At 73.0% G+C, this 5,074-nt stretch carries 5 protein-coding genes; all 5 read left to right on the top strand.

Annotated elements, in window-relative coordinates; all coding sequences use genetic code 11:
- Positions 1-1,422, top strand: a 1,422-nt coding sequence (gene eccB / locus ACIQOV_RS26960; protein ID WP_401052732.1) for a type VII secretion protein EccB, incomplete at its 5' end; no start/stop codon positions are given.
- A gap of 75 nt (positions 1,423-1,497) precedes the next feature.
- Positions 1,498-1,824 (top strand): hypothetical protein, encoded by a 327-nt coding sequence (locus ACIQOV_RS26955; protein WP_359899443.1) that lies wholly within the window; start codon positions 1,498-1,500, stop codon positions 1,822-1,824.
- A gap of 32 nt (positions 1,825-1,856) precedes the next feature.
- On the top strand, positions 1,857-2,165 hold the full coding sequence (locus ACIQOV_RS26950) for a WXG100 family type VII secretion target (RefSeq protein WP_401052727.1): 309 nt from the start codon (positions 1,857-1,859) through the stop codon (positions 2,163-2,165).
- Between the two features lie 24 nt (positions 2,166-2,189).
- The gene (locus ACIQOV_RS26945; protein ID WP_401052724.1) at positions 2,190-2,558 is read left to right on the top strand and encodes a hypothetical protein; all 369 of its coding nucleotides are present in this window, start codon (positions 2,190-2,192) and stop codon (positions 2,556-2,558) included.
- Positions 2,559-2,650: 92 nt separating this feature from the next.
- Positions 2,651-4,966 (top strand): hypothetical protein, encoded by a 2,316-nt coding sequence (locus ACIQOV_RS26940; RefSeq protein WP_401052722.1) that lies wholly within the window; start codon positions 2,651-2,653, stop codon positions 4,964-4,966.
- The last annotated feature ends 108 nt before the right edge of the window (positions 4,967-5,074 follow it).

The following is a 5,074-nucleotide window of genomic DNA, read 5'->3' as shown; positions in this document are numbered from 1 at the left end:
ACCATGACGGGCCTGGCGGTGGGGGTGCTGATCGGGCTGGGCGTCACGGTGTACGGGGTGATCCGGCCCGGTGGCGGTGACGGCTGGGCCAAGCCCGGCACGCTGGTGGTGGTCGAGGAGACCGGTGCCCGGTACCTGTCCATCGGCGGGCAGCTGCACCCGGTGCTGAACGACACCAGCGCCAGGCTGCTGGCCGGTGAGCAGATGACGGTGCGGCAGGTGAGCCGGGCGTCGATCGCGGACGCGCCGCGCGGCGCCCCGGTCGGGATCGTCGGCGCCCCGGACGGGCTGCCGCCGGCCGCCGACCTGGCGGGCGGCACCTGGCTGGTCTGCGCCACCGCCCAGCCCGGCCCGACCGGCACCCCGGTACCGAAGCTCGCCCTGCTGGTGGACCCGGCGGCCGAGGGGCGGGCGCTGGCGCCCGGCCAGGGTCTGCTGGTCGCCGCCCCGGACGGCTCGACGCATCTGCTCTGGCAGGGCCAGCGGCTGCGCGTCGACACCGCCAACCAGGCGCTCCAGGCGCTCGGCTACGGCGGTGCGACGCCGTTCCCGGTGCCGGCCGGGGTGCTGAACGCGCTGCCGGCCGGGCCCGACCTCGCGGCGCCCGCCGTCGCCCGGCGCGGCGAGGCGGGCCCGGCGCTGGGCGGGAAGCCGACCCGGATCGGCCAGCTCTTCGAGGCCCCCGGCGGCGCGCACTACCTGCTCACCAAGGACGGCCTCGCCCCGCTCACCCCGACCCTGTACGCCCTGCTGCTCGGTGACCCGCGCACCCAGAAGGAGGCGTACGGCAGCGCGGCCCCGGCGCCCGCGCCGATCGGCGCCCTGGACCTCGCCGGGCACACCGCGCCCGGCGGACCGCCGCCCCCGGGGCTCCCGGAGGCGCCGCCGACGCTGGTCGCCCCGCTGCACGGCGAGGGCGTCTGCGCGGACCTGCACACCGGCGCCGGCGCCCCGACCACCGCCGTCACCGTGCTGCCCGCCGGCCGGGCCTACGAGGGCCGCCCCCCGGCGGCCCCGGCCGGTCCGGCGAGCGGCACGGCGGGCGCGGCCTGCACCGTCGCCGATCGGATCGCCGTCCGGCCGGGGCGCGGCGCCCTGGTGCGCGCCCTGTCGGGCGCCGGCGCCGGTGGCACCGAGTACCTGGTCACCGAGGCCGGGGTGCGCTACCCGCTGCCCTCGGCGGCGGTCGTCAAGCAGCTCGGTTACGGCGGCGCGACGCCGGTCGCCGTCCCGGCCGCGGTGGTGGCCCTGCTGCCGGCCGGCCCGGGCCTCGACCCGGCGGCCCTGGCGGACGCCGCGGCCTCGTCCGCGCCCACCGTCGCGGCGGTCACCGCAGGGGTTCCCGGAACCGCCGGCGTGCCCGTCGCGGGCGTTGCGCTCGACGCCGCCGGGCCCGCCGCCACGACGGCGACGTGCGGCTGAACCGCCGGTCGCGGCGGTCCCGTTGAGTCGATCAGAGCCGCGCGCGACCGGCGCGCGGAGAGAAAGGAGCACCTGGTGAGCACGCCGGCGAACTTGAACAAACAGGACGAGGCGATCCGCAAGGCGCTGTCCGACATCGAGCAGCAGATCGAGGGCATGATCACCGCCGGCCGCACGGTCGAGCGGATCAAGCAGGAACTGGCCAGCGGATACATCTCCGGGGCCAGCTCGACCTTCCAGCAGAAGGTCGAGGACTGGATGACCCGCTACCACACGGTCATCGGCGCGTTCGAGCGCTTCGCGGAGTCCACCAAGGTCGCCGACCAGGTCCTCAGCCACGCCGAGGAAGAGGCCCGGCTGCACGCCGCCGACGGCATCGTCGACGCGCTGAACGGCGCCTGACGGCGCGCCACGGAGAGGAAAGGAACGAGCTCATGTCGATGGACAACTTCGGGAGCATCCAGCTCCACCACGAGACCGTCGCCCAGGCGGCGAGCGAGCTGGGCCAGGCGGGCCAGCTGATGGACGACGCCCTGTGGGAGGTGGAGCGCAAGCTCAACTCCCTGACCGAGAGCGGAAACTTCCAGGGTGCCGCGGCCGACGCCTTCACGGAGTTCAAGCAGGCCGTGACGGCCAACGCCGGACAGATGAACCAGGACATCATCGCCGCCGGCGGGAAGCTCACCAACATGCACCACATCATGAACGAGGCCGACCAGAACGCGCGAAAGCAGTTCGGCTAGTCGAGAGGGCGGAGGCGGTCCCCCATGGGTGACAGCACGATCAAGGTCTCGACCAGCGGCCTCAAGGCGTTCGCCGGGAATCTGGAGACCTTCCGGATCGACCTCGGCACGGAGGCGACCACGGTGCAGAACTGTCCGCCCGTGCTGCCGGGCAACACCAGTGTGGTGGAGATCCAGACGCTGAAGACGGGCGTCGACGCCTTCATGGGCAGTGTGAAGGACGCACTGACCACGATCCAGACCGACGCCAAGCACACCAAGCTGGATCTGGAGATGGCCGGCGTCATGTTCGCGGACGGCGAGGACCACAGCCTGACGGAGGCGGAGACGATGGAGCTCTTCAAGGACGTCCTGGGCGGCGGCACTTCCAAGCCCCCGACCAGCACCGGCTGAGCCCCCCGGTCGTCGGGCGGATCGTCCGTCCGACGACCGGGCCGGCACCCGTTCCGTTCCCGCTCCGCCCCGTGTGCCTCCGGGAGGAAGTCATGGCAGAAACAGCACCGAAGCACTATCCGTGGGAAGACGGCCTGGCGGCGTTCGCGGCCTCGACCCAGAGCTCGATCACGAGCCGGGACGCCGTCATCGGCAAACCGTGGATCACCGGGATCCAGGTCAGCAGCACCCTCAAGTCGACGAACGACGCACTGAAGCCGTACGACAAGGACAAGGGCCAGGCCGGCTTCGACATGTGGGCCGAGTGGATCTATCCGAAGGCCGACGGCGACGTCTACGAGAGGAGCACCATCGTCGGCGTCACGGTCGACTGGAACTTCTGGCAGCTCCAGCCGCCCGCCGGCGACACCGATACCCCGCTCGGGCACTTCGGGCACGCCGCGGACAACATCCTCGGCCCGCTGATCTGGGGCGGCGGCTTCAACGACCGCACCAATGCCGCGACGTTCGATCAGGCGGCGACGGTCATCTCGGCCGTCAACACCTGGGTCAAGGAACAGCAGGGGAAAGTCCAGGGCTGGGCCGACAGCGTCGAGGGCGCCGGCAGCGAGTTCCAGGGCAGCGCGGCGGGCCGGTTCAAGGAAGTCCTCATCGGGCTGCGGAACCAGCTCATCCAGGTGCACGTCGAGCTCGGCGACGACGCCGACGCCAAGGCGAAGTGCCTGCGCGAGACCGGGGAGGCGCTGCGCGCCGCGTACAAGGGGCTGTACAGCGGCTATGCCGCCTGGCGGGCGGTCCCGAAGGACCGACTCGAGGCGGGGACGAAGTGGGCCCTCAAGAACGACGACCTGGACGAGGACGGCAAGGGGGCGTCGTTCTCCTGGCCGTCCGAGTGCGTCCACTCGGCCTTCGGCGCGGCCACGGCCTACGTGACGCCGACGATGACCACGAACGGCGACGGAACGCGCACCTTCAAATTCACGGCCACCGGAGCGGCCCCGTCGCCGGACGACAAGGAAGCCCTGAAGGCGTGGATCGACGAGATCTCCAAGAAGATCTGGACCTCGTGGATCGAGATCGTCCTGGACAAGCAGGCGACCGAGGTGATGGCCACCTTCAAGACGGCGTACGCGCACGCCGCCGCCGTCCTCCAGAAGCTCGAACCCCCGCAGAAGTGGCTGCCGGCCGACAAGCCGCCGACCCAGGAGGGCCCCAAGCCGCCGCCCGGTACCGGCGGCGGCGCGGGTGACGGCGGTGCGGGCGGCGGTGCGGGCGGTGGCGGCACCGGCGGGATCGGCGGGATCGGTGACAACAAGGACAAGAAGGGACCCGGGGGCGGCTCCGGCACGGGCAAGATCCCGCCTCCACCGCCCACGACGGTGCCCGGGAACCCCGGCGGCATCGGTGGCAACAAGGGCCCCGGTGGCGGCGGCCAGTCGACGCTGCTGGACGGAAAGGGAAAGCCGCTCCTCGGCAAGGACGGCAAGCCGATCACCGTGCCGCCCGGCAGCACCGTCAACGGCAAGGGCGAGGTGATCGGCCCGGACGGCAAGCCGGTGCTCGACAAGGACGGCAAGCCGATCATGGTTCCCCCGGGGACGACGGTCAGCAAGCCGACGACCGTGCCGGGCACCGACAACACGACCGGCGGGGGCGCGTTCAAGGTGCCGGTCGGTTCCAAGCGGAACGACGACGGCACCGTCACCGGCCCGGACGGCAACCTGCTGAAGGACGCCAACGGCAACACGGTCGTGCTCGGCAAGGACGACACGATCGACAAGGACGGCATCGTCCGGGGGTCGGACGGCAGGCCGGTCTCCCAGTTCGAGCAGCTGATGAACGACCAGGCGCACGCCATCATCGCCGGCCGCCCCGGCACCGGCGTCAGCTACCCCGGCGGAGGGATCTCCACCGGGGGCAACTGGACCGGGCTGCCGTCGTTCGGCGGGATCTCCACCGGGACGGGGACGGGTGGCATCACCACCTCGTTCAAGGGTGGCTCGGACCTGGCGGGCCAGTCGTTCGGCGGCTCGGGCGGCCGCGGTGGCATCGGCGGCATCGGTGCGTCCGGCCCGCCGACCATCGGCATCGGCGGCAGGACGGCGGCGATGCTCGACCCGGCCAAGGCCGCCGAACTCGCCGCCGAGGCGCAGGCCGGCCGCTCCGCCGCGGGACGGGCCGCGACTGCCGCCGCCGAGGAGTCCCAGCTGATGGGACGGGGCATCTCGACCACCGGCGGCGCCGGCGGCATGAGCGGCCCGATGATGCCGCCGATGGGTGCCGGTGCCGGCGCCGGGGCCGCCGGCGGCCAGGGCGACAAGGAGCGCCAGCGCACCACCTGGCTGTCCGAGGACGAGGAGGTCTGGGGCACCGACTCCGGTGCGGTGACGGGCGTCATCGGCCGCTGATCGGGGCGCTCGCGGCCGGAGTCGAACCGGGCGTGTGCCGCCACCTCCACCGACGTGATCGGCGGCGGCGCGGGCTTCGCGCACGCCGGCGACGTGGGCATCTGAGTC

It is taken from the genome of Kitasatospora sp. NPDC091257, from assembly GCF_044757675.1.
Lineage (GTDB): Bacteria > Actinomycetota > Actinomycetes > Streptomycetales > Streptomycetaceae > Kitasatospora > Kitasatospora lactacystinica.
This window is presented reverse-complemented; position numbering and strand designations above follow the sequence as displayed.

What these genes read in the sequence shown, in the direction of transcription:
- ACIQOV_RS26945 (WP_401052724.1), top strand. Translation starts at nt 2,190, where the DNA reads ATGGGTGACAGCACGATCAAGGTCTCGACCAGCGGCCTCAAGGCGTTC.
- ACIQOV_RS26950 (WP_401052727.1), top strand. Translation starts at nt 1,857, where the DNA reads ATGTCGATGGACAACTTCGGGAGCATCCAGCTCCACCACGAGACCGTC.
- ACIQOV_RS26940 (WP_401052722.1), top strand. Translation starts at nt 2,651, where the DNA reads ATGGCAGAAACAGCACCGAAGCACTATCCGTGGGAAGACGGCCTGGCG.